Origin of the sequence: Lentzea sp. NPDC058450, assembly GCF_042721395.1 — a bacterium.
In the GTDB taxonomy this organism is placed as follows: Bacteria; Actinomycetota; Actinomycetes; order Mycobacteriales; family Pseudonocardiaceae; genus Lentzea.
In genome coordinates, this window is sequence record NZ_JBHXLO010000001.1 from 213,293 (window position 1) to 234,780 (window position 21,488).

Annotated in this window: 25 protein-coding genes; 15 read left to right on the forward strand and 10 right to left on the reverse strand. The window is 69.9% G+C overall.

What is annotated here, in order from left to right:
* Positions 1-86: 86 nt before the first annotated feature.
* From ACFWNN_RS01035 to ACFWNN_RS01045, 3 genes are all read left to right on the forward strand, one after another.
* Positions 87-509, forward strand: a complete 423-nt coding sequence (locus tag ACFWNN_RS01035; protein WP_382437763.1) for a YciI family protein — start codon at positions 87-89, stop codon at positions 507-509.
* A gap of 61 nt (positions 510-570) precedes the next feature.
* A complete protein-coding gene (locus ACFWNN_RS01040) occupies positions 571-1,845 on the forward strand; it encodes an RNA polymerase sigma factor (protein ID WP_382437764.1) in 1,275 nt (424 codons plus the stop codon).
* A gap of 84 nt (positions 1,846-1,929) precedes the next feature.
* Positions 1,930-3,006 carry a hypothetical protein gene (locus tag ACFWNN_RS01045; protein ID WP_382437765.1) on the forward strand — a complete coding sequence of 359 codons (1,077 nt, stop codon included), beginning with the start codon at positions 1,930-1,932 and terminating at the stop codon, positions 3,004-3,006.
* A 36-nt stretch (positions 3,007-3,042) separates the two neighbouring features.
* On the opposite strand, the gene ACFWNN_RS01050 is transcribed toward ACFWNN_RS01045, so the two are convergent.
* Positions 3,043-4,461, reverse strand: coding sequence for an amidase (locus ACFWNN_RS01050; RefSeq protein ID WP_382437766.1), 1,419 nt, complete (start codon positions 4,459-4,461; stop codon positions 3,043-3,045).
* 50 nt (positions 4,462-4,511) lie between these two features.
* On the opposite strand from ACFWNN_RS01050, the gene ACFWNN_RS01055 reads away from it, so the two are divergent.
* Both ACFWNN_RS01055 and ACFWNN_RS01060 read left to right on the forward strand, forming a co-directional pair.
* Positions 4,512-5,009, forward strand: coding sequence for a hypothetical protein (locus tag ACFWNN_RS01055; protein ID WP_382437767.1), 498 nt, complete (start codon positions 4,512-4,514; stop codon positions 5,007-5,009).
* 72 nt (positions 5,010-5,081) lie between these two features.
* Positions 5,082-5,954: a pentapeptide repeat-containing protein gene (locus tag ACFWNN_RS01060; protein ID WP_382437768.1), complete on the forward strand. Its 873-nt coding sequence runs from the start codon at positions 5,082-5,084 to the stop codon at positions 5,952-5,954.
* Positions 5,955-5,957: 3 nt separating this feature from the next.
* On the opposite strand, the gene ACFWNN_RS01065 is transcribed toward ACFWNN_RS01060, so the two are convergent.
* A complete protein-coding gene (locus ACFWNN_RS01065; RefSeq protein WP_382437769.1) occupies positions 5,958-6,458 on the reverse strand; it encodes a CGNR zinc finger domain-containing protein in 501 nt (166 codons plus the stop codon).
* 26 nt (positions 6,459-6,484) lie between these two features.
* Between ACFWNN_RS01065 and ACFWNN_RS01070 the strand changes: the two genes are divergently transcribed.
* The gene (locus ACFWNN_RS01070) at positions 6,485-6,691 is read left to right on the forward strand and encodes a hypothetical protein (RefSeq protein ID WP_382437770.1); all 207 of its coding nucleotides are present in this window, start codon (positions 6,485-6,487) and stop codon (positions 6,689-6,691) included.
* Positions 6,678-7,292 carry a TetR/AcrR family transcriptional regulator gene (locus ACFWNN_RS01075; protein WP_382437771.1) on the forward strand — a complete coding sequence of 205 codons (615 nt, stop codon included), beginning with the start codon at positions 6,678-6,680 and terminating at the stop codon, positions 7,290-7,292. Before ACFWNN_RS01070 ends, ACFWNN_RS01075 begins: the two co-directional genes overlap by 14 nt.
* On the opposite strand, the gene ACFWNN_RS01080 is transcribed toward ACFWNN_RS01075, so the two are convergent.
* Both ACFWNN_RS01080 and ACFWNN_RS01085 read right to left on the reverse strand, forming a co-directional pair.
* Positions 7,275-7,808, reverse strand: a complete 534-nt coding sequence (locus tag ACFWNN_RS01080) for an AAA family ATPase (RefSeq protein WP_382437772.1) — start codon at positions 7,806-7,808, stop codon at positions 7,275-7,277. The two genes, ACFWNN_RS01075 and ACFWNN_RS01080, sit on opposite strands and share 18 nt — an antisense overlap.
* A gap of 10 nt (positions 7,809-7,818) precedes the next feature.
* A complete protein-coding gene (locus ACFWNN_RS01085; protein WP_382437773.1) occupies positions 7,819-8,682 on the reverse strand; it encodes a sucrase ferredoxin in 864 nt (287 codons plus the stop codon).
* A 113-nt stretch (positions 8,683-8,795) separates the two neighbouring features.
* On the opposite strand from ACFWNN_RS01085, the gene ACFWNN_RS01090 reads away from it, so the two are divergent.
* The gene (locus tag ACFWNN_RS01090; RefSeq protein WP_382437774.1) at positions 8,796-9,167 is read left to right on the forward strand and encodes a DoxX family protein; all 372 of its coding nucleotides are present in this window, start codon (positions 8,796-8,798) and stop codon (positions 9,165-9,167) included.
* On the opposite strand, the gene ACFWNN_RS01095 is transcribed toward ACFWNN_RS01090, so the two are convergent.
* The gene (locus tag ACFWNN_RS01095; protein WP_382437775.1) at positions 9,158-9,487 is read right to left on the reverse strand and encodes a hypothetical protein; all 330 of its coding nucleotides are present in this window, start codon (positions 9,485-9,487) and stop codon (positions 9,158-9,160) included. The genes ACFWNN_RS01090 and ACFWNN_RS01095 overlap by 10 nt on opposite strands.
* Positions 9,484-10,071 carry a PadR family transcriptional regulator gene (locus ACFWNN_RS01100; protein ID WP_382437776.1) on the reverse strand — a complete coding sequence of 196 codons (588 nt, stop codon included), beginning with the start codon at positions 10,069-10,071 and terminating at the stop codon, positions 9,484-9,486. The genes ACFWNN_RS01095 and ACFWNN_RS01100 overlap by 4 nt, the downstream gene beginning before the upstream one ends.
* Positions 10,072-10,120: 49 nt before the next feature.
* On the opposite strand from ACFWNN_RS01100, the gene ACFWNN_RS01105 reads away from it, so the two are divergent.
* Positions 10,121-10,816 carry an SDR family oxidoreductase gene (locus ACFWNN_RS01105; protein WP_382437777.1) on the forward strand — a complete coding sequence of 232 codons (696 nt, stop codon included), beginning with the start codon at positions 10,121-10,123 and terminating at the stop codon, positions 10,814-10,816.
* 50 nt (positions 10,817-10,866) lie between these two features.
* Positions 10,867-11,496, forward strand: a complete 630-nt coding sequence (locus ACFWNN_RS01110) for a class I SAM-dependent methyltransferase (RefSeq protein ID WP_382437778.1) — start codon at positions 10,867-10,869, stop codon at positions 11,494-11,496.
* Here the strand turns inward: ACFWNN_RS01110 and ACFWNN_RS01115 are convergent.
* Positions 11,493-12,581, reverse strand: a complete 1,089-nt coding sequence (locus ACFWNN_RS01115; protein ID WP_382437779.1) for an epoxide hydrolase family protein — start codon at positions 12,579-12,581, stop codon at positions 11,493-11,495. The genes ACFWNN_RS01110 and ACFWNN_RS01115 overlap by 4 nt on opposite strands.
* A 52-nt stretch (positions 12,582-12,633) precedes the next feature.
* Here ACFWNN_RS01115 and ACFWNN_RS01120 point away from each other — a divergent pair, with 52 nt between their 5' ends.
* Positions 12,634-13,578: a helix-turn-helix transcriptional regulator gene (locus tag ACFWNN_RS01120; RefSeq protein ID WP_382437780.1), complete on the forward strand. Its 945-nt coding sequence runs from the start codon at positions 12,634-12,636 to the stop codon at positions 13,576-13,578.
* A gap of 2 nt (positions 13,579-13,580) precedes the next feature.
* Positions 13,581-13,847: a hypothetical protein gene (locus ACFWNN_RS01125; RefSeq protein ID WP_382437781.1), complete on the forward strand. Its 267-nt coding sequence runs from the start codon at positions 13,581-13,583 to the stop codon at positions 13,845-13,847.
* Here ACFWNN_RS01125 and ACFWNN_RS01130 read toward each other — a convergent pair.
* On the reverse strand, positions 13,795-16,698 hold the full coding sequence (locus ACFWNN_RS01130) for an NACHT domain-containing protein (protein ID WP_382437782.1): 2,904 nt from the start codon (positions 16,696-16,698) through the stop codon (positions 13,795-13,797). The genes ACFWNN_RS01125 and ACFWNN_RS01130 overlap by 53 nt on opposite strands.
* Before the next feature lie 147 nt (positions 16,699-16,845).
* On the opposite strand from ACFWNN_RS01130, the gene ACFWNN_RS01135 reads away from it, so the two are divergent.
* Positions 16,846-17,715 (forward strand): SDR family NAD(P)-dependent oxidoreductase, encoded by an 870-nt coding sequence (locus tag ACFWNN_RS01135; RefSeq protein ID WP_382437783.1) that lies wholly within the window; start codon positions 16,846-16,848, stop codon positions 17,713-17,715.
* Between the two features lie 9 nt (positions 17,716-17,724).
* Positions 17,725-18,285, forward strand: a complete 561-nt coding sequence (locus tag ACFWNN_RS01140) for a TetR/AcrR family transcriptional regulator (RefSeq protein WP_382437784.1) — start codon at positions 17,725-17,727, stop codon at positions 18,283-18,285.
* Here the strand turns inward: ACFWNN_RS01140 and ACFWNN_RS01145 are convergent.
* Together ACFWNN_RS01145 and ACFWNN_RS01150 are read right to left on the reverse strand one after the other, a co-directional pair.
* Positions 18,274-19,068 (reverse strand): LLM class flavin-dependent oxidoreductase, encoded by a 795-nt coding sequence (locus ACFWNN_RS01145; protein ID WP_382437785.1) that lies wholly within the window; start codon positions 19,066-19,068, stop codon positions 18,274-18,276. The genes ACFWNN_RS01140 and ACFWNN_RS01145 overlap by 12 nt on opposite strands.
* 64 nt (positions 19,069-19,132) lie before the next feature.
* Entirely contained in the window at positions 19,133-19,627 is a 495-nt protein-coding gene (locus ACFWNN_RS01150; protein WP_382437786.1) for a DinB family protein, read from the reverse strand.
* A 777-nt stretch (positions 19,628-20,404) separates the two neighbouring features.
* Here ACFWNN_RS01150 and ACFWNN_RS01155 point away from each other — a divergent pair.
* Positions 20,405-21,382 (forward strand): tyrosine-type recombinase/integrase, encoded by a 978-nt coding sequence (locus ACFWNN_RS01155; RefSeq protein ID WP_382437787.1) that lies wholly within the window; start codon positions 20,405-20,407, stop codon positions 21,380-21,382.
* Positions 21,383-21,488 lie beyond the last annotated feature (106 nt).

Below are 21,488 nucleotides of genomic sequence, written 5' to 3' on the forward strand. Positions count from 1 at the left end.
TCGTGTCGATCGAACGGCCTGCCCGTTCGACCTGAGCGTGAAAGGGTCCACAACGGACCCACACGAACCACCTGGGAGAGACCGACATGAAGTTCATGCTGATCTGGCGCGCCACCTCCGACGAGGCCTGGGCCAACCTCGGCGAGATCGACTTCGACGCCATGCTGGAGACCGTCGGCCGGTTCAACGAGGAGCTGATCGAGGCCGGCGTGCTGATCGCCGCCGAAGGTCTCGCGCCCGCCGAGGAGGGCGTGGTCGTCGACTTCTCCAGCGAACCGCCCGTGGTCACCGACGGCCCGTACGGGGAGACCAAGGAGCTGTTCAACGGCTTCTACCTGATCAACGTCCCCACCATCGAGGACGCCGTCGAGTGGGCCAAGCGCACGCCGATGACCGCGGCCGGGTTCAAGACCGAGATCCGTCGCGTCCCCACGATCGACGAGTTCCCGCAGGACAACGAGTGGATCAAGAAGGAACGGGCGTGGCGCGAGTCCACCGGTCAGCTCTGAGCAGGTGCGCTCAGGCCCGTTCGGCTGACCCGCCCGGGCCGCTTGATCTAGTTTGGGCGCCATGAGCGACCCGACCGGCCGCAAGGCCGTGGCGGCGGTGTGGCGCATCGACTCCGCGAGGATCATCGGTGCGCTCACCCGCTACACCGGCGACTTCGCCCTCGCCGAGGACCTCGCCCAGGAGGCACTGGCCGAGGCGCTGGTGACGTGGCCGCGTGAAGGCGTGCCGAACAACCCCGCCGGCTGGCTGCTCACCGTCGGCAGGCGGCGTGCGATCGACGCGTTCCGCCGCCGCAGCGCCCGCGACGAGAAGTACGCGGCCATGGCCCACCACCTGCCCGAGGGAGGCGCGTTGACCGGCGCGGACCCCGGGCCCGCACCCGACGAGGTGCTGTGGGACCCCGACCAGATCGACGACGACACCCTCGCGCTGATCTTCACCTCGTGTCACCCGGTGCTGTCGCGGGAGGCCGGGGTGGCGCTGACGTTGCGCGTCATCGGCGGTCTGACCAGCGACGAGATCGCGCGGGCGTTCCTGGTGCCCACCGCGACCGTGCAGGCCCGCATCACCCGCGCGAAGAAGACCCTCGGCGCGGCCGGGGTGCCGTTCGAGGTGCCGCCGGTCAACGAACGCCCGGCCCGCCTCGCGCAGGTGCTCAGCGTGCTCTACCTGATCTTCACCGAAGGCTCCTCCGCGAGCTCCGGCGACGAGGTGATCCGCCTCGACCTGGCGGGTGAGGCCCAGCGGCTGGCGCGCATCCTGTCGCGGCTGATGCCCGAGGAACCCGAGGTGCACAGCCTGCTCGCGCTGCTGGAGCTGACCGCGGCGCGCTTCCCGGCCCGGCGTGGTCCCGACGGCGAGACCGTGCTGCTGGAGGACCAGGACCGGCGCCGCTGGGACCGGTCCGCCGTGGCGCGCGGCCGGGCTGCGCTGGCGAAGGCCGCCGACGCCGGCCGCGGGTACGGCTACTACGGGCTGCAGGCCGCGATCGCCGAGTGCCACGCCGTCGCCGCGTCGGTCGAGGACACCAACTGGGGACGCATCGTCGCGCTCTACGACGGGCTCGGCAGCCTCGCCCCCTCACCGGTGGTCGATCTCAACCGCGCGGTCGCCGTGTCGATGGCGCAGGGGCCCGGCGCGGCGTTGCCGATCGTGGACGCGCTTGCCGGTAGCGAGGCGTTCAAGGGCTCGCATCAGCTACCGGGCGTGCGCGGAGAGTTACTGCGGCGTCTCGGCAGGGTCGACGAGGCCCGCACCGAGCTGGAGCAGGCCATACGTCTGTGCGGCAATGAACGGGAGCGCGTCGTGCTGGCCCGCAAGCTGGCGGAGCTGTAGGCGTTCGAACACCGAGGGTGAACCTTAAATCCGTCTGGGCGACATGAGTGGCACTCGACCAGGTGACGGCGAGATGATGTTGTGATGGACTCGCTGCCCACCACCGTCGCCTCCGCGCTCGCCGAGGCCGACCGCGAGACCACCGACTGGCCCGCGCAGTGGCAGGCGCTCACCGCGGTGTCCGTCGAGCTGCAGTCGTTGCTGGTCACCGACCCCGGGCCACGGCTGGTGGCGTTGATCGAGCAGATCGTCACGCAGCTGGCCGACGGGGTCGCCACCACCCGCCGCCACCGCGTCGAGCTCGCCGAGCTGGCCCATCGCGTGCTCGGCACGCACGCCCGCGCGTGCGCCGAGACCGCACCCGACCCGGTGCGGCTCGCGGACTGGCTGCTGGACCTGCAGCTGGAGCACCCCGACGCGCCGGACGTGAGTCTCGCGGCCTACGGCGACGCGCTCGACGACGAGGGCCTGGCCCACTACCGGCGCCGCGCGGTGGAGCTGTTCGAGCCGCTGCCGGTGATCGGGTTCGGCGAGACCGGCCGCTACGACCGCGCCCGGTGGGCGTTGCTGCGCGTCATGGAGGAGCTCGCCGAGTACACCGAGGACGTCGACCTGCAGCTGCTCGTGCTGTCGAAGGACCTGTCCTCGGGGTGGCACTACCTGCAGGTCGCGACCGTGCTGCGGGACAACGGCCGCTCGGACGAGGCGCTGGAGTGGGTGGAACGCGGGCTGCGCGCCGTGGGCGGTCGGGGCGCGGCGTTGCGGCTGATCGACCTCGCGGTGGAGGAGCACCTGCGGCGGGGCTCGCCGCAGCGGGCGGTCGCGGTGTGCCGGGAGGCGTTCCTCGCGCGGCCCAACCTCGACGTCTACCTCAAGCTGCGGGCGCTGGTCGTGCACACCGACGAGTGGCCGCCGTTGCGCGCGGAGCTCGTCAACCACCTCGTGCAGGACGCCAGCCGGCTCGCCGTCGAGGTGTACCGGCGGATCGTGGAGGTGGAGCTCGCCCGGCGCGGCATCGAGGAGCAGGAGCTCGTCGTCGAATGGCTCCAGCAACTACGCGGTCTGCAGCCCGACGCGTTCGCCGACTACCTGGACCACATCAAGTCGCGGCACGTGGCGGACCGCGAACTGCTCGACGAGTTGTCCCGCCGCGGATTCTGACCGATTCGACCTCGGATAGTCCGTACTCGTAATATCCTAGTTCGCATGATCGAGGCCGGAGGGGGTCCGGTCCGCCCACGGCCGGGCACGTTCCAGCTGGGCGGACACCGACAGCAGCGTGCACTCGTCGTGCTGGCGGCCCACGAGCTGCACCGCGAGCGGCAGGCCGGTGGCCGAACGCCCGGCGGGCACCGCGGCGGCGGGGTTGCCGACGATGTTCCACAACGGCAGGAACGTCGTGTAGTGCGAGGCGGCGAGCAGCGCGGTGAAGGCGCTGCGGGAGTCCCACTCGCCCACGCGGATCGGCGGGCGGGTCAGCGCCGGGGTGAGCAGCACGTCGATCGAGGTGAACACGCGGTTGGCGTAGGCGGTGAGTGCCGCGTCGTCCTTGGCCGCCCAGCGCGCCACCGCCGCCGGCACCCGACGACCGAGTTCGCTGACCGCACGCGTGCGCGCCTCGACGAGGTCCGGGAACTCCATGCCCGTGTGCGCCAGGTGGGCGTTGTGCAGGTAACGGGCGGCGAACTGGGTGGACGCGCTCAGGTCGCGCATCGGCGGGTCGAGGCGCACGACGTCGTGGCCGAGGTCGGTGAGCAGCGCGGCGGTGTCCTGCACGGCGTCGCGGACCTCGTCGGCGAGCGCGATGCCCGGACCCCACGGCCGCAGCGACACCCCGATCCGCAGCCGGCCCGGATCGGTGCGCGCGGCCTCGGTGAAGGTGGTGCGCGGCGGATGGGCGACGTGCGCGTCACCGGGGGCGGCGCCGTGGATCTGGTCGGCGATCAACGCCCAGTCCTCGACCGTGCGGGTGAGCGGTCCCGCCACGACCATGCCGCCCCACATCTGCGGTTCCGGTGCGAGGGAGACGCGGCCGCGCTGGGGCTTGAGCCCGAACAGGCCGGTCATGGCGGCGGGGATGCGGATGGAGCCGGCGCCGTCGGTGCCGATCGCGGCCGCCGCCAGTCCCGCCGCCACGGCCGCGGCCGACCCTCCGCTGGAGCCGCCGGGGGAGTGCGTGAGCGACCACGGGTTGCGCGTCGGCCCGGCCCACGCGCTCTCGGTGAACGGCCACAGGCCGAGCTCGGGCATGCGGGTGCGGCCGATGATCACCGCTCCGGCCGCGCGCAGCCGGGCCACGATCGCCGAGTCCTGCGGTTGCGGGGTGCGGGCGGCGTTCGTGCCCTTCGTCGTGGGCAGACCGGCGATCGCGATGTCCTCCTTGACCGCGATCGGGACGCCCAGCAGCGGCAGATCCTCGCCCCGGCGGGCGTCGGCCCGTTCGGCCTCGGCCAGTGCCTGCTCGGCGAAGACCAGCCGGAACGCGTTGAGCCTCGGGTCGAGCCGCTCGATGCGCGCCAGGTGTGCGGCGACCAGGCCGGCCGCGCTCACCTCGCCGTCGCGCACGGCCCGCGCCTGCCTGGCGGCCCCGGCGAAACACAGCTCCGTCAGCTCCATGAACCGACCCTAAGCGCCCACAGGTGATCTACGGAATGGGAGTAGTCCGCATGAGAGTTCTCGCGATGGCCGCCGTCGTCCTGCTCGCCCTGAGCACGCTGGTGTCGCCGGCGCAGGCCGCGCAGGTGTCCCGGCAGGAGATGATCACCCGCGCGAAGTCGTGGCTGACCGCGAACAACGGGCGGCCCGTCCCGTACTCGCAGACCTCGTTCTGGGGTGCGGAGCGCTACCGGCAGGACTGCTCGGGGTTCGTGTCGATGGCCGCGAAGCTCGGCGCGCCCGGTCAGCGGACCGTGGAGCTCGCGCAGGCGCCGTTCTCGACCTCGATCGCGATGAGCGACCTGCGGTGGGGCGACATCGTGGTCGACTCGATCGGCACCGGCGACACCCGCCACGTCGTGATCTTCGAGAAGTGGGCCGACCCGTACAAGACCGCCTACCACGCCTACGAGCAGCGTGACGTGCACGGCACGACCTACCGGGTGCTGCGCTACGGCCTGGGCGGCGACCAGTACGTGGCGCGCAGGCTCACCAACGTGACCGGCTGAGGATCGGCGGGTGGGTCCCGCGTTGAAAACCACCACTGTCTGCAGGGATGACCCACGTCACATCATCGAGGTATGTCCCTCCTCTCTCGTTGGTTCGCAGCGACCTCTGATGTCCTGACCTCGGTGGCGGTGTTCGGCCGGCGTCGCGTGGTGACGGCCCGGCCCCCGGTGACGCGGTCGGCGCCGTCGTCCCCGTTGCAGGACATCGGCGCGCGGATGCGGTCCGCCGAGTCGGACGTGCGGCTGGACGGGCTGCGGGACTGGGTCGCCTACGGGGAGAGCCTGGTCGATCACCGCCAGCCCGCGCTGGACGAGCTGTGCGCGGTGCTGCGGGACCTGCCCTCGCCCGGCACGGAGGTCGAGCAGCGGTGGCGGAGGGTGCTGCAGGCGACGCTGGCCGCCCGGTTGCGCCCCGGTCCGGGGTTCTGGCTGGGCTGCGACGTCGACCTGCGGCACACGACGCTGGTGGACTTCGACCTGTCGGACTGCCGGCTGCGCACGGCCCGGTTCGACGGCACCCGGTTCCTCGGCGACACCCGCTTCGACCACACGAGCTTCCTGGGCGGGTTCATGGCCCCCGGCGCGCACTTCGAGCGGCACGTGCTGTTCACGAGGTCGGTGTTCGCGCGGGGGTTCGGCCTGCGGGGCGCGACGGTGTGCGGCAACGGCGAGCTGTCGCACATCCAGGTCGCCGGTCCGGTGGCGCTGGGCCGTGCGCGGTTCTCCGGCCGCGCGGACTTCACGTGCTCGCGGTTCGGCTCCGACGTCGACTGCTCGTTCGTGCGCTTCGGCGGGCGGGCGGTGTTCCGGCGGGCCTGGTTCGCGGGTGCCTCGACGTTCGAGGGCACGTGGTTCCGCGGCCGGGAGGACTTCGTGGAGTCGTCGTTCGGCGGAGAGTCGTCGTTCGAGAAGACCCGCTTCGGCCACCGCGTGCACGCCGACTGAGCCCTATGCCGTCTGGCGGCTGCGGTGGGCGGCCACGGCGACCCGGTTCGCGCACTTCGTGGAGCAGAACCGGCGCTTGCCGTTGCGGCTGGTGTCGACGAACACCGTGTCGCAGCCTTCCCGGTCGCACCAGCCGATGCGCCCGGCGTCCTCGCAGAACAACGCCGCCATCCCCGCCGCCGTGTAGGCCTTGAGCCGCACGTCCGTGGGCGCGTCCTCGCGCGCGTAGTGCAGGTGCGGCGCCCGTCCGTCGTGGGTGGAGATGTAGTGCGTGGTCGAGGACTGCGCGAGCAGGTCGTTGAGCAGGTCCACCGCGGGCTGCCGGAACACCTGCCGGAGCCGTTCGATCCAGTCTCGTACGTCACGTTCCTGGCGTGCGTCGAGCGAGCCGAGCGGCTTGTAGTCCGACGCTTTCAGCACGTCCAGCAGGTCGCGGCCCGGATCGGCGTTGACCAGCGCGGCGGCGAGCTCGGCGGCCGCCCCGCCGTAAGGGTTGAAATGCACTAGACCATGACAGCACGCTGGTGGGCATGATCGCCACCTGCCCCGCCTGCCACTGGCCCAGCGCCGCTGCGCTGTCCTCGCACGGCGCCGTGTCCTACGTCCGCTGCGTCTGCGGCCTGTTCCTCGTGGTGGAGCGCGGCACGGTCACCGCGACGGCCGGGACCAGCACGTTCGCCCCGGCTCCGCAGAGAGGTGGTGATCTTGCTAGTGTCCGGACCCGTGAGCCGTCGTGATCTTCTGTGCGACACCGCGATCCAGATCCTCGCGGTGGAGGGCGGCCGGGGCCTGACCCACCGCGCGATCGACCGCGAGGCAGGCGTCCCCATCGGCACCACCAAGAACTACTTCCCGACCCGCGAGTCGATCCTGACCGCCTGCGCCGCCCGGATGACCGCCCTGCACCAGGCCGCCGTGGAGCGCCTGCGCGAGACGACGCCGCCCGCGATCAACGCCACCGACGTGGCCGAGCTCTACCCGGCGCTGCTGCGCCGCGCCGTCGCCGACGACCCGACCCAGATGCTCGCGATGGTCGAGCTCTACCTGGAGGCCGTGCGCCGGCCGGGCGTGCGGGAGGCGTTGTCGGGCATGGTGCTCGCGAACGCGGAGGCGGGCGCGGCGTTGCAGCAGGCGGCGGGGCTGCCGTCGACGGTGCGCGACACGGGCCTGCTGGACGCCTACTTCCTCGGCGTGGCGATCTCGCTGCTGGCGTTGCCGGTGGAGACGCTGCGCACGGTAGGCCTGGACGACCCGTACGCGCTGGGCATCGGCGTGTTCTCCGCGACCGTGCCGAGCACGGAGCCGGGTTCGGGCGAGCGGTCAGCGGGGTCGCGCTGACCGGTTCATGGCCGTCAGCAGGTCCGCGTATGTCTGTTCCGCCCCGCCTGATGCCTCGATGACTTCAGTGCCGGCCGTGAGATAAGCCTCGATCCGTCCGTGGCTCTCGTGGATGACCCGCTCTCCACCCAAAGCCTCCACGACGTGGTCGATGTGGTGTGTGCGTTCTCGGTACCGCTCGACCGCCACCTCGACGGGTGCGCGCAGCACGAACTCGACGTAGTCCGCGCCCGCCGAGGTCGCCGCGGCGGCGAACCTGTCCCGTTCGGAGTGCCGCATGATCAACTGCGGCATGACCACGTCGTGGCCTGCTGCCAGGTGGGTCGCGGCCATGCTCAGCGCCAGGGGCCGCACGAGGTCGACCGCGCCGTAGAAGTCCGCCTGCCAGCCGCCGACGAGCCGGACGATCTCGTCGGCGTCGAGGTTGAGCGTGAGGGGGTGGTCTGCGGCGTACCGCGCGGCGAGGGTGGACTTGCCGACGCCGGTGGGGCCGTTGAGGTGGATCAGCCGGGGCACTGGATCAAGGCTAGCGGCAGACGTGGACCAGTTCGTCGATCGCGGTGGCGACCAGCGCGATCGCGATGTCCGGCGACTTCCCGCAGCTCGCCGGCCGCGGCGGCACCGGCTGCTCGGTCAGCGTCACGCGCCACTCGCGTCCGTCGGCGTGCCGCACGGTCGCCGAGTCCGGCGTCTCCGCCACCACGGTCAGCACGTCGCGGTGCTCGCCGATCTGCGAGCGCACCGCGACCTCGGCGACCTGACCCCGCGGGGTGAAGCAGGACCGGCCTCGGCACCGGTCGGCGACGATGCCCTCCGTGACGACGCGCTGGGCCAACTGGTGATCCAGGCGTCCGTACAGGTGACCTGTGGGCAAAAGGACCCCGGTGGGCGCGAACCTGTGCCCTCCGGTGTGGGTGCACTCCCACAGGTTCAGCGCGGTGGCGATCGGACGGCCGTACAGGGCGCAGCAGACGTCGCGTTTGCTGTTCGTGCAGACCAGCAGCAGCGGATCGGCGACGGGGGTGCCGAACGCGGTCGACCGGCCCGCGCCGAGGGCCTCGAAGTCGAGTTCGAGCGCCTCCTCGGGCGAGGCGAGATCGGCCTGTTCCAGCCATGACGCGCCGGGCTTCGTCGAGGCCAGGTACAGGCGGCGGCGTGCGGGGACGTGGTCGTCGAAGTGCTTGCCGGGGCGGCGGATCAGCAGGATGCGCACGCCGGTGCCGGCGGCCCGGCGCGACAGTTCGGCGCCGAGTTCGGGGTCGAGGTGGCTCTCCAGCAGGGCGTCGCGGCCCCAGGGGCCCGGCTGTTCCAGGCACAGCCACGCCGTCGCGGTCGCGGCCGTGCCGGCCAGCGGTTCGCCCGCGAAGTCGGAGAGTATCGAGCACCTCATCTGCACACTCTATACGGCCGTTCGGGTGATGACTAAGGCCACCCTTACCTTGATCGAAGTGGTGTCGGTCACCTGTGGTCTCCTCGCTCGGCACAGGGCTAGGTTCGGTGGTCATGAACGTCGTGGTGTGGATCGTGTCGGGCGTGCTGGCGGCGCTGTACCTCATGGCGGGCTTCACCAAGCTGGCGAAGCCGAAACAGGACCTGCTGGCCGAGCCGCGGATGGCGTGGGTCGGTGACTTCACGTCCGGGCAGGTCAAGAGCATCGGCGCGGTCGAGGTGGCGGGCGCGCTCGGGCTGGTGCTGCCGTGGCTGACCGGCGTGGCGCCGATCCTCACGCCGATCGCGGCGCTGGGGCTCGCGCTGGTGCAGGTGGGCGCGGCGATCACGCACATCCGGCGTGGTGAGGGCGCGACGGTGCCGGTCAACCTCGTGCTGTGCGCGCTGGCGGTGTTCGTCGCCGTGGCGCGGTTCGGTCAGCTCTGAGTCTCCAGCTCGCGCACGCGCTCCCGCATCGAGGCCTCCAGCCGGGCGCGGTAGCCGATGAACAGCTTGTTGGCCAGGTACGGCGCCCAGTTGCCCTGGCGCGCGATGTTGTAGACGCGGTGACGCACGAGCGTGCCCTCGGGGTGGGGGTGCAGGGAGTCCTCGCCGCGGTACCACCAGTCGCCCCAGTAGGCGATGACGCCCTGCTCGCGGTCCACGAGCCGCTTGGGCCCGGACTCGCCGGCGTCGGCGAACATCCGGTCCCGCACGTCCTCCAGCGGCCTGTGCACGACGCCGGTCACTTCGAACAGCAGTCTCATCGGTGGCGCTCCTCCCAGGTGTCGTAGCCGCCGACCGTGCCTTCACGGGTGGCGGTGGTGAACCACAGCAGCCATTCGCGTTCGGCGCGCAGCACGGCCATGCGGTAGTCGAGTTCGATCCACGCGATCTGCGGCAGCCCCATGCCGGCGAGCCGTTCCAGCAGCACGGCCAGGGCGGTGAGCTGCTCGCCCACGGCCTCTGATCTCCGTTGCACGACCTCCAGTGCCTCGGCGGGCGGCAGCAGGCCGACCATCGAGATCCCGGCCTCGAACTGCCGGTACTCGCGCGCGGGTTCGGCGATCAGTGCGCGCAGCCACGAGTGCAGCTCGGCCGTGCCCGGCTCGGTGATGGCGTAGACGGTGCGTTCGGGCCGGTTGCCCGCCTTCTGCACGGCGGAGGCGGTGATCAGCTCGTGGCGGTGCAGCGACTCCACGACGGTGTAGAGGGAGCCGTAGTTGAGCTTGATGACCTCCTCCTGGTGGCGTTCGCGCATGGTCTGCGCCATCTCGTAGGGGTGCATGGGCCGCTCGGCGAGCAGGGCCAGCACCGCCAGGGCCAGGGGGTTCGTGCGCTTGAACGTCATATCCGCTCCCGTATATCCGGCGCCGAGTATACGGGTTAGGGTGGGTGGCATGACAACGGTGATCACCGGGGGAAGCCGGGGTATCGGCGCCGCGACCGCGCGCAGGCTCGTCCGCGACGGCCACGAGGTCGTGATCAGCTACCGCCAGGCGCACGACGAGGCGCGGGCGTTGGAGAAGGAGCTCGGCGTCACCGCGATCCAGGCGGACACGGCGAGCGAGGACGACGTGGCGCGCCTGTTCGACGCCGCGGGCGAGATCACCGGCGTGGTCAGCAACGCGGGCATCACCTCCCCGGTCGGCCCGCTCGCCGACCTGCGCACCTCCGACCTGCGCCGCGTGGTGGACGTCAACGTCGTGGGCGCGTTGTTCGTCGCCAGGGAGGCGGCGCGGCGGATGAGCGGCGGCGCGATCGTGAACGTGTCGTCGGGCGCGGCGACGCTGGGCAGCCCGGGGGAGTACGTGCACTACGCCGCCACCAAGGCCGCCGTGGACGCGCTGACGATCGGCTTGGCGAAGGAGCTCGCTCCGCGCGGCATCCGCGTCAACTGCGTGCAGCCCGGCACCGTGCGCACCGACATCCACGCGCTGTCCGGCGTGCCCGACCGCCCGGACCGGGTCGCCTCTCGGATCCCGCTCGGGCGTCCCGGCGAGGCCGACGAGATCGCGAACGCCATCGCGTGGCTGCTCTCGGACGAGGCGAGCTACACCACCGGCGCGATCCTGCGGGTGGCGGGCGGGATGTGAGGCTTTCGCCTCTGCGGGCGCACTCCGCGCTGCCCCTAAGCTTCTCCGTCATGTCCGCGCCCACGCTCACCGACTTCGTGCTCGCCAACACGACGCTGGCCCCCGTGCCGCTGGTGCCCGAGGTGCTGCTGCACAGCGCGGCCGAGGCGATGGACCTGTGGGAGCTCACCCACCACGACCAGCCGCCGTTCTGGGCGTTCCCGTGGGCGGGCGGCCAGGCCCTCGCCCGGCACCTGCTCGACAACGCGGGCCTGGTGCGCGACAAGAAGGTGTTCGACCTGGCGTCCGGCTCGGGCCTGGTGGCGATCGCCGCCGCGCTGGCCGGGGCGGACTCGGTCACCGCGAACGACATCGACCCGCTGGCGCTGGCCGCGGTCGACCTCAACGCGGCGGCCAACGGCGTCACGATCCGCACGGTGGGCGGTGACCAGCTCGACAGCGATGCCCTCGGCGCTGACGTGGTGCTCGCCGGGGACGTCTTCTACGACGCCGAGATCACGGCCCTGGTGCTGCCGTTCCTGGTCCGCGCGGCCGCCCGCGGCGCGCTGGTGCTGCTGGGTGACCCGGACCGGGCGCACCTGCCGCCCGGCCGCTTCGCCGCGCAGGCCCGCTACGAGGTCCCGGTGCCGATGACGCTGGAGAGCACCGAGACCCGCCGCGCCACGGTCTGGCGCGCCTAGCCCCGCGTCTTCGCGAAGAACACCCGGATGTCGCCCGCCAGCAGTTCCGGCGAGTCGTGCCCGGAGTAGTGCCCGCCGGTCTCGAACTCCGACCAGTGCACGAGGGTGTGGTGGTCGCGTTCGGCGAAGCGGCGGATGGTCTGGAAGTCGTCGGGGAAGATCGCCACGCCCATCGGCACGGTCGTCGGGCCCGGCTGGTCCTCGCGGTGGGCGTCCTCGAAGTAGAGCCGCGCGCTGGACCCGGCCGTGGTGGTGAACCAGTAGATCGCCACGTTGGCCAGCAGGAAGTCCTTGGTGACGGCCGGTTCGCCCATCAGCTGCATGGTCCAGGCGAGCTGGCCGGCGGGGGAGTCGGCGAGCCCGAACGCCACGTTCTGCGGCCGCGCCTGCTGCAGCTTCGCGTACCCGGACATGGTCTCCCAGAAGTTCTGCAGCACGCCCAGGCGCCGGTGGTCGTCCTCGGTCAGCCCCTCCATCTCGGCCGGGTCGCCGGAGGGGAACGAGAAGATCTGTGTGACGTGCACGCCGACGACGTGCTCCGGGTCGGCCTGCCCGACCTGAGGGGCGATGATCGCGCCCGCGTCGTTGCCGTGCACCCCGTACCGCTCATAACCGAGCCGCGCCATCAGTTCGGCGAACGCGGCCGCGATGCGCCCGGAGTGCCAGCCGGTGTCCTTCGTCGGCCCGGAGAACCCGAACCCGGGGATCGAGGGGATCACCAGGTGGTGGTCCTCGCGCAGGTGCTCGATGACGTCCACGAACTCCATCACCGACCCCGGCCAGCCGTGGATCAGCAGCACCGGCAACGCGTCCGGGTTCGGGCTGGTGACGTGCAGGAAGTGAACGTTCGTGCCGTCGATCTCGGTGACGAACTGCGGGGAGGAGTTGAGCCGCGCCTCGACCGCCCGCCAGTCGAAGTCCTCCGCCCAGTACCGCGCCATCTCCCGGACGTCCTCGACGGCGTCCCCGTAGAGCGACCCGGCCCCGTCGACCTGATCAGTCCATCGCGTCCTGCCGAGCCGGAAACGCAGCTCGTCGAGGTCGGCGTCGTCGATCGCGATGTGGAATTCCCTGATCTCCGTCATAACCCGAGGCTAACGAGCCTTGCGGCCAGGCTCTGTCCTAAAGTGTCCGTCCATGTTGGAAACCTCGGCCCGCCTGCTGCGCCTGCTCGCCCTGCTGCAGTCCCGCCGCGACTGGCAGGGCAGCGAACTGGCCGACGAACTCCAGATCAGCCCCCGCACCGTCCGCCGCGACGTGGACCGCCTGCGCGAACTCGGCTACCCGGTCAACGCCACCACCGGCTCGTTCGGCGGCTACCGCCTGGGCGCCGGCGCCGAACTCCCACCCCTGCTCCTCGACGACAACGAGGCCGTAGCCGTAGCCGCCGCCCTGCGCACCAACGCCGTCACCGGCCTGGAAGAGGTCTCCCTGCGAGCCCTGCTGAAGCTGGAACAGGTCCTCCCGTCCCGCCTGCGCCACCGCGTCTCAGCGCTGGAACAGATCGAGTCCGTCCCTCGCGACCACCCGGCCCCCGCCCTGGACCCCGAACTCCTGTCCGTGCTCGCAGCGGCCTGCCGAGACAGCGACACCCTCCGCTTCGACTACCAGGCCCACGACGGCACCCCCACCCGCCGCCGGGTGGAACCCCACCGCCTCGTCAACTGGGGCCGCCGCTGGTACCTGGTCGCCTGGGACGCCGACAAGTCCGACTGGCGCAGCTTCCGCGTCGACCGCATCACCCCACCCCAACCGCCTTTTGGTCCCCGCTTCACCCCACGCGACTTCGACGCCACCACCTACGTCGCCGCCCGCGTCAACCAAGCCGCCTGGCGCTTCCAAGCCCGAGTCCTCATCCACGCCCCGGCTTCCACGGTGGCTGATCGCATCAACGCCATGATCGGCACCGTGGAAGCCGTGGACGACGCGTCGTGCGTCCTCGTGACGGGCTCCGACTCCCTCGAAACCCTCGCCGTCTGGATCGGCATGCTCGACCTCGACTTCGAGATCACCTCACCACCGGAACTCGTGGCACACGTTCGCACCCTTGCGGCCCGCTACGCCCGAGCCGTACAAGACTGAGCATGGCCATCACCGGACGTGACATCGAGCGCCTGCTCTACACCGACACGCCCGACCCGATCCTCGTCCTGCACAACGGCGAGACCGAAATCGTCGCCGCAACGGAGTTGGGCCGCCGCCCCGGCGCCGTCGTCGTCTGCTCCCGCACCGAGCTGCTGCGGCGGGTGGGGGAGCGCGACCTGTCCGAGGCTGAACTGGCAGCCCTGGCCGCCGAACTCACCAACTCAACTGGGCACCCAACTCCTCCGCCGCCCGCTTGGCCCGCCTGAGCAGAACAGGCCGAAAATCACGCGCCAGATCTGGAGGAATGAACTCCAGCAGGCTCCGAAGCCCGAACTTGCCCGGTTCGATGGTGCTTCCATCAACACCCAGATCGTGCAGCCTCAGCAGTCCTTCCAGTTGAGGCTCGATCTCATGGATGCCGTCGAAGTTGAAATCGCTGAACGCCCTCATCAACGCCACGTCATCTCCGCCCACACCGAGCCTCGTGAAGAACTCCCGCCAAAACGTCGGACCGGCATCATCGGCGCGACAGAGTTGGAGCAAGGCCGGTTCCCAACTGTCGGCAGGCGCGATCATCAGCTTGACCAGTGCCGTTGCCACCAGGACCCCGTGCAGGTCAATGAGCGGCTTCGAGACCTTGGCCAGCGTTCCGCTGACGCTGTCCAAGGTCATGTACGGCTCCGTCGTCGGCAGATACTTGTTCTCACGCTCGCCGAGCGTCACCTCGAAACCGCTGTCTGTTGGCCTAACGGACAGTCGCATGACAACACTGGCCCATTCACCGCTGGACAACCGCGATTTCCAGAACAACGTCAACCGCTGCCAATCCGGAACCGTCAACTCCAGCGCGTCCCCGGAAAACTCGGCGTTCACCGTCAAGGCCAGCAGCACCAGGTTCAGCGAGTACTTCGCGTCCCTGACTGAGTCAGGGAGGGACACAGGTACGTACTCGCCCCGTGATGCGCGGGTGTCGTCGCGCTGGACGAACAACCTGGACACCAGGTCGAACAGCCCTGCCCGGTCCGACGTCGCGGCTCGCTCCTCAAGGAACTCCAGCACCGGTTTGCTCGTGGTCAAAGCCATGTACGCCAAAGCCGAGTACAGCTCTGTGTCGTCCACGGTGGTCTTGCGTCGCGACCGAGCCACGTCCTCCCGGCGCAGCTCGGTCAACCTGTCCCACACGAAACGTGCCACCAAATACTCGCCGAACGTCGCGTGCAGGAACTCGTACGTGCGAAGCCTGGTCCGGTCCTCGCGCACCGCCTCCGACTTCTGCACGAAGAAGAACCGCCCCAGCACGGTCTCGCCGGCCGTGAGTGGCGTGCGCACACCCGTCAGACGTTCCGGCGACTCAACGCCGAGCAACTGCCGCAGATCGGCCGTCACGTCGTGCTCGGCCACCCACTGCGTGCCCCGGTTGAACATCGCGAGCGCGACGACCGACAACCGTTCCAGCTCGACCTCGACATCTCGCGCCAGATCGGCCTCGGACAGCTCCGGATCGCCCTTGGTGACCTCACGCTGGGCGAACAGGATCAGCAGGCGTTCGTACAACTGACCGCGGCTCATGCTGAGGTGGTCCCGCTGGAACGAACCGTCTACCGCGTCGTAAAGCGCCAGCATCAGCAACAGCAGCGGCTGGGAGGCGAGTTCCGGGTAGTCCAGCACGGTCGCCGCGGGCAGCGGTCGGTTAACCGCGTTCCACACCTCCAGCCAGGCGCGGACCTGGCCCTCGTCGAACGGCATCAACCGCACCACCCGTGACCCCGAAGGCAGCTCCAGCCCGGCACACACGCTCAACCTGCTCGTCACCACGAACACGGCAGCGCGGTCCATGTCCTCGAGCCGCTGCTGGAACTCGGCGATCACCGTCAGGTAGCGGGTCTGGCTCACCCCGGTGGCCTGCAACAGCTCGTCGAACCCGTCCAGGATCACCAACGGCAGCGCCCCACCGGCCTTGCGGCAGAACTCCGCCCAGCTCACCTGCTCCTGCAGCAGAGTGCGCAACCCGTACTCGATCTGCTGCTCCAGACCGGCGTCGGCGGGCGTGTTGCGCAGTTCCACCCGCACGACCGCGAAGTCCGACGCCGGCAACCGCGCTGCCATCATCTCGGTCAGCACCGACTTGCCCGACCCCGGATCACCCAGGACCAGCAGCGGAGCGGACAACGCCTGCGGCGAGGTCAGATGGCCGACCAGATAGGCGTAGAGGTCCTCGCGGACCGGCGCCGTGCTCCACCAGGAGAGTAGTGAGGGAGCCTTGTTGCGCGCCCCGTCGGCGACCACCTGGAACCGCGGGTCCACGTAAGCCTCGGCGAGGCTGGGGATCCGCACGCCTTCGGGGACCTCGGTCGCCTTCACCAGAGTCCGCCGCAACGCACCCCGGTACGCGCCGGCGAGCTCCGCCATCCTGATCTCGGGCGTCCGATCGGTCACGCTCTCGAGCAGCACGTCCTCCAGCCGCCCCAAGGCTTTGCGAGTAGCCCTGCCGTCCGCGACCGCACACCAGAACCTGACCTCGGGGAACTCTGCGGCCAACTGCGTGAGCAACTCCTCGTAACGCTGCAACGCCCGCTTGGGCACGGCGTGCCTGAGAAGTTCGCGGATGCGCTCCTGTTCTGTCTCGTTGAGGCCGTCCCACGCCGCGAGTGACTTGAGGATCACGAACAGCGAGCCGCTGAGGTCTTCGTAGAAGCTGGAGAACAAAAGGAGGTTCTGTTCATACGGGCGTTCCGCTGAGGGGAGCGCCAACTCCAGTGACCACGGGTTCGCGCCGACGACGAGATCCTCGTTCTTCCCGTGCAGTTTCAGTTTGACCGGTTGTTCGGCGTAGGCCTCGAAGAACGCCGTCATCACCACGACGGCGTGGGCGGCGTGCAGCTGCTGGGTGCGGGAGTAGCGGCTCGCTTCGCGACGGGCGGGGGAGATCTTGGTGATCAGGTCGTTGCTGAGCTTGAGGAAGTCCGGCTTGGCGTCGAAGAGGCTCAGCACCTCCCACAAGCCCAACGAGCCTGCCAGCAGCGCGCCGCCCAGGAGCTTGTCCATGGCTTCGACCACCGGGTGGTTCTTGCCGCCGAGGATCTTGACGGCCTCGTTGTAGCTGTAGGTCCTTCGCACCCGAACTGTCTACCTGACGGCAAGCCCGCCGACGTCGAGAACAACACCAATAGACCAACTGGACCCCTCGCGAAGCGGATAGCCCATCCGTATCTGTGCTAGCGTCGCCGACATAAGCGGATTCGCTATCCGGATTGAGGAGTGGGCATGGTGCGCAAGGCAGTTGTCACTGCTGGGACCGGTGGGATTGGGCTGGAGACGGCGTTGGGGCTGGCGGAGGCCGGGTTTGCCGTCACCGTGGTCGGGCGCAACGCCGAGCGTGGGGCTCGGGCCGTCGAGAGGATCAACGCCAGGGGAGGGGAGGCCGCTCGGTTCCTGCGCGCTGACCTCTCGTCGCTCGACGAGGTCCGCGAACTGGCCGCGGTGATCGCCGGTGAAGGGGAGCTGGATGTCCTCGTCAACAACGTCGGGGCCATGTTCGCCGACCGGGTTGAGCTGGGTGGGGTGGAAGGGTCGTTCGTCGTCAACCACCTCTCGCCGTATCTGCTCACCGAGTTGCTGTTGCCCGTGCTGAAGGACCGGGTTGTCAACGTGACGTCCGGGGCCGTGGTGGTGGCCAAGAAGGTGTTCGACGCTGTTGAGCCTCCTGGTGGGTACTACGGGTTTCACTGGTACGGGCGCGCCAAGCTCGCGAACCTCGCCTACACGCTCGACCTCGCGCACCGGCTCCAAGGGAGCGGGGTGAAGGTGTTCGCCGCCGATCCCGGGGGAGCGGCCACCGACATGACCGACGGGACCATGCGCACGCCCAAGATCGTGTCGCCTGGGTTGCGGGTGTTGTGGCCGTTGGTCCGGCGCACGTTCGAGAAGTCCACCTCCGGGCCCGCGGACGTCGCCGCTCGGTCGTCGATCATCGCCGCCACCGGGGAGCACCCGAGCGGCACTGTGGTCGGGCGGCACGCGGTGCCGGTCAAGCCCTCCAAGGTCGCCGCAGACCCGAAGGTGCAGGCGGCCGTGAGGAGGCTCAGCGAGAGGCACGCGCCACTGGGACGCGTTCCGGATGGCGTATCCAATTAGTCTTGGAGCATGACGCCGCAGCGGAAGGACGCCGCCCGCAACTGGGAACACATCGTCGGTGTTGCCCGAGAGCTGGTGGACGAAGGCACGCCGTTGCAGCTCAACGACGTCGCACGGCGGGCCGGGCTCGGCGTCGGCACCGTCTACCGGCACTTCCCGACCACCGAGGCACTGCTCGAGACCGTCGCCACGCCCTGCCTTGAAGCACTCGCCGGCCAGGGCGAGCAAGGGCTCAGCCACGACGACGCCTGGGAGGCCTTCGCCGGGTTCCTCACCAAGGTCGTCGAAGGTCAGGTCACGGACGCCGCACTCGTCAAGGTCGCCGCCGCCCAGCAGGACGTGCTGCCGCGCACCACCGAGCTCAAGAAGCAGATCTTGGCCACGGGGTCCCAGCTGCTCGCTCGTGCTCGTGACGCTGGGGCCGTGCGGAACGACCTCGACGACGCCGACATCGTTCCGCTGATGTGCGGCATCGCGTACGCCACCTACGTGCACAGCAGCGGCCCGGACGACCGGTTGCCCACGGCTCGCCGGTACCTGGAGACCCTGCTGCGCGGGCTACGCGCCTGACGGAGGACCCGCCGCGATGAACGCGCGGAGGTCGTCGAGACTCCCGTGGCCGCCGTCCGTGAGCATCCACGTCACGCCGGCAGCCTCGTACTCGACGACCTCCGCGGGTAAGGCGGCGCCACCCCAGATCACCACATCGCCGTTCGCCGGACCGCCCGACGACACGAAGTCCGCCTTCAAGCGCGCGGCGTCAGCAGGGGAGAGGACGACGAGGCCGTCCGGGCCGAACGTCGCCGGCACCACGCCCGCCGCATGCTCCGCCGAACGGAACGGCGCCTCGCGCGGCCACACACCACCCACCCAGATCGGCACCTCCACCGGCGCGAACCGCACCCCGGACACCTCGAACACCTCACCGCGATGCTCGACCTCGGCACCCGACAGCAGCGCGCGCACCAACTCGACACCTTCGGACAACGCCCGAGCGCGCGACGCCCGCTCGCCGAACGGCTCGAAGTCCTGAGGCACGCCCGCACCCACACCCAGCACTAACCGACCGCCGGACAGACGCTGCAGAGTCGACGCCTCCAACGCCACCTTCCACGGACGACGACGCCCCAGCGACGTCACCAGCGGACCCAGCCGGATCGACGACGTCCGCGCCGCCACCGCCCCCAGCGTCACCCAGACATCCGCCACCAGAGGCTCACCAGGCACCACCACGTGATCCCACAGGAAGAAGCCGTCCCAGCCCGCCTCCTCGGCCGCCACGCCCAACGACACCAGCACCGACGGATCACCCAGCGACGCACCGAACGAAGGAACATAGATCGCGTATCGCATGGACCCAGTGTCGCAACCGACCCCGACAAGATCATTTATGAGCGCTGGGCCTGCGGAAACACCCTCAACGGCCCTCGCCGGTCGCCCCGTCCAGCTGCTCGCGCAGGATGTCCGCGTGACCCGCGTGCCGCGCCGTCTCCGACACCACGTGCACCAGCACGTTGAACAACATCACGTCCGGACGCGGCCACCACGGCACATGGCCGGGGGAGTCGACCGCCAACGCCTCGATCGTCCCGTCCGAGTGCGCACACGCCCGCCGGTAGCGCGCGACGATCTCCTCACGCGACTCCGTCTCATCGGCCCGCATGTCCAACCCACGCGCCGCCAGGTCGTCCCACCGCGGCACCGGCTCCGGGAACGGCCGCCCGAACACCTCACCGAAGTACCGCGCCTCGGTCAGCGTCAGGTGCTTCACCAGACCCAGCAGGTTCGTCCCGGACGCCACCAGCGGGCGCCGCACGTCGGCCTCCGGCAGACCGTCCAGCTTCCACACCAGCACCTCGCGCAACTCACGCAGATCGCCGTGCAGATACGCCTTCGCGAAGTCATCGATCATGAGCCGACAGCCTGCCACGGACACACCTAACGCCACGGTGACGAAAGCAGGCGGGCGAGCGCGCACGAGAGTGGCGACGGCGCTCAGGAACCTCGCGGCCGGGTCCGGTGACGGAAAACCAGCGAACCGGCACGACGCCGCGCAGGCAAAAGTCAGCAGAAGCCGTCTGAGCGAACCAACGCGCGCACACGGCCGGCAACGAGCCTCGGGAGGCTGTCAGGACGGCCCGCGGGGCAGGCCCAGATCTCCGTTACTTGACATAATGTAGATTATCGGCGAAACGGCGACCTGCGAAGATCGTCTCGAAAGGGGCCGGAACGCCCGTGTTGGCGCGTCTGCAAGTCACAGCCAACGGGCAGGCCGACTGTGCTTGCAGACGCCACAACATCAGATCCACGGCGATGTCGGAGCGCGGTCGACACCGACGTGTCGTCAGTGAGACGTACGCAGCGGGGCGCCATTACGCTCACGATCCCCGCCAAGTGACGCCAGCTGGTCCAGCGCCCCTGTGAGCCGTTTCCGAATCCGGCGAACCCGGATGAAACGGACATTTCATGCATAATCGCCATTATCCAGCACGGAACAAGTGCGGAACCAGACCGCGCGCGCCGCACCGTCCGAACACGTCCGGACGAACGCCTGCTCAGGACGGGTGACGCTACCCCGCCGTCTTCCCGCGGTGATCAAGAACGAACCGGACGAAACCACAGTTTGCGCAGGTCAGGGCAATAGCAGCCGGACCGCTCCCCTCCCCCTGCGACGAGGATTGTCGGTGCCGTGCGGTACAAGATCCATATGCACGTGTTCGCCGCCCAGGACGCCTTCTTCCTCGCCCGCCGGACTCGCAAGGACTCGCCGCACACCACGGCCGCCTACCAGCGAGATCTCGCCGGCGTGAACGCCCTGCTGGCCGAGACGCTCCTGACCCCGGCCGAGGATCTGACGATCGGGCATCTGACGGGCGGCAACCTGCGTCAGGCGTTCGGGTTGTTCGCGGACACGCACGCCAAGAGCTCGGTGTTGCGGGCGTGGTCGACGTGGAACCAGTTCCTGACGTTCTGCGTGGCGGAGGACCTGATCGCGGGCAACCCGATGGGTGCGGTGGCGCGGCCGAAGACGCCTCCCCTGGTCCCCAAGCCGTTGAGGGGTGAGGACACGCCGGAGCAGTTGCTGACGGCCGCGGCGGAGGGTGCGAGGAAGGGGCGGGATCCGTGGCCGGAGCGGGACGTGCTGGTGATCGCGCTGGGTCTGGTGGCGGGTCTGCGGAGTGCGGAGATGCGGACGCTGTCGCTGGCGTCGATCGTGGGTCGTGAGGGTGACAAGAGGTTGCACGTGAAGGGCAAGGGGAACCGGGATCGGAGTGTGCCGATCGAGCCGCCGATGGAGCGGATCGTCGATGCGTATCTGAAGAGCTGCAAGCAGCGGTTTCCGCAGGGCAGGTTCGATCGGGAGAGCGCGTTGCTGCGGGATCGGCATGGTGAGCCGATCGGTCGTGGTGGGTTGGAGTACCTGGTGAAGCAGTGCTTCCGGTGGGCGGGTCTGAACGACCGGGTGCCGACGGGGGCGAATCTGCACGCGTTGAGGCACACGTTCGCGACGCGGCTGGCGGAGGACGGGGCGAGCGCGAGCGAGATCATGGCGTTGCTGGGGCATGCGAGTCTGGCGACGAGTCAGAACTACATCGAGGCGACGGCGCGGGAGCGGCGGGCGGCGGTGGCGAGCAACAGGACGTATCGGGCGCTCAAGGACATCTAGCGGTGTTCTACCGGGATGGGGCACTCTCGGCGAGGAGACGTGTGGGCCGGGGGTCGCCTAGTTGCCGGATCGTTAGGCCAAGTGGGTGACCTGATAGTGCGAAAAC